A 1,414-nucleotide genomic window follows, 5' to 3' on the forward strand; every position below is an offset into this window, starting at 1 on the left:
TGGGAGCGGAGCTCCGGTAGGAGAGGTCGTCCTCCAAGACAGCCTCGACACCACCAGGAGCTCCGCTGAGCGCGAATTCTGTCATCACCCGGGTCGTCACCGTGGCTGGCGGGTGCTTCGCTCCGGGTCATCTCGGCGAGTTGACCCGGATCGTGCCCTTCGAGATGGTCGACGCCGCGCTGGCCCAGACCTGCAGCGTGCAGCGGCGGCTGCGGCTGTTGCCCTCGCGGGTGGTGGTCTATCTCCTGCTCGCGGCCGGCCTGTTCACCGAGATCGGCTGGTCGCAGGTCTGGGCACGGTTGTGCGCGGGCCTGGACGGGCTGGCGCTGGTCACCCCGAGCGCGAGCGCGTTGGCCGCCGCCCGGGCCCGAGTCGGGGTGGCGCCGCTGAGGGCGTTGTTCGACCTGCTGCGCGGCGCGGAGACCGGCTGCGTGCTGATCGGCGCCGCTCGCGCGGGCCGCCCGGGAGTGTTCTGGCGGGGCCGGCTGGTCACCGCGGTGGACGGCACGATCCTGTGCTGCCCAGACACCCCGGCGAACCTGACGGAGTTCAGCAAGGGCGGCAGCAGCCACGGCACCACCACCGGCTATCCGATGGTGCGGGTGCTGGTGCTGGTGGCATGTGGCACCCGCACCCTCATCGACGCGGTGTTCGGCACCGACCGCACCGGGGAACTCGGCTACGCCCATCAGCTGCTGCGGTCGGTCCGGGCCGGGATGATCGTGCTGGCCGACCGGAACTTCGCCGCCGCCGACTGGATTACCGCGCTGGCCGCGACCGGCGCGGACGTGTTGGTGCGGGTCAAGAACCACCGCCGGCTCCCGATCTGCCGCACGCTGGCCGACGGGTCGTTCGTGTCCCGGATCGGCCGGGTCGAGGTCCGGGTGGTCACCGCTGCGGTCACGATCACTACCAGCGACAGCGCCCGGACCGAGACCTACCGGCTGGTCACCACCGTGCTCGACCCCGGCGTGTCAGCGGTCGAGATCGTCGGGCTCTACCACGAACGCTGGGAGATCGAGACGTGCTTCGCCGAGCTCAAGTGCACAAGCCTGGGCGGGCGGGTTCTGCGCTCGCGCACCCCGACCGGGATCGCCCAGGAGATCTACGCCCTCTTGATCACCTACCAGGCGCTGCGGATCGCGATCAGCGACACCATCCTGCACCGAGCCGACCTCGACCCCGACCGTGGCAGTTTCACTGTCGCCCGCCACGCCGCCCGTGACCAGCTCCTCGCCGCCGCCAACGTCATCGCCGACACCGTGATCGACCTCGTCGGCACGATCGGTCGCCACGTCCTGGACCACCTCCTGCCCGCCCGACGAGTACGGACCAACCCGCGCGTGGTCAAACGCGCGATCTCCAAGTACGTCGCCAGCACCGCCAAAGGCCGCCACCGCGGCCCCAGCCGCCC

1 protein-coding gene is annotated in these 1,414 nt (G+C 71.0%); it reads left to right on the forward strand.

All coding sequences use genetic code 11. The annotated features are described in order from the left end of the window. Window positions 1-140 precede the first annotated feature (140 nt). Window positions 141-1,414 (forward strand): IS4 family transposase (locus ACFPFQ_RS48300; protein ID WP_379630070.1); only part of this gene is annotated, 1,274 nt, incomplete at its 3' end.

The sequence above is a fragment of the Pseudonocardia sp. GCM10023141 genome, assembly GCF_042653605.1.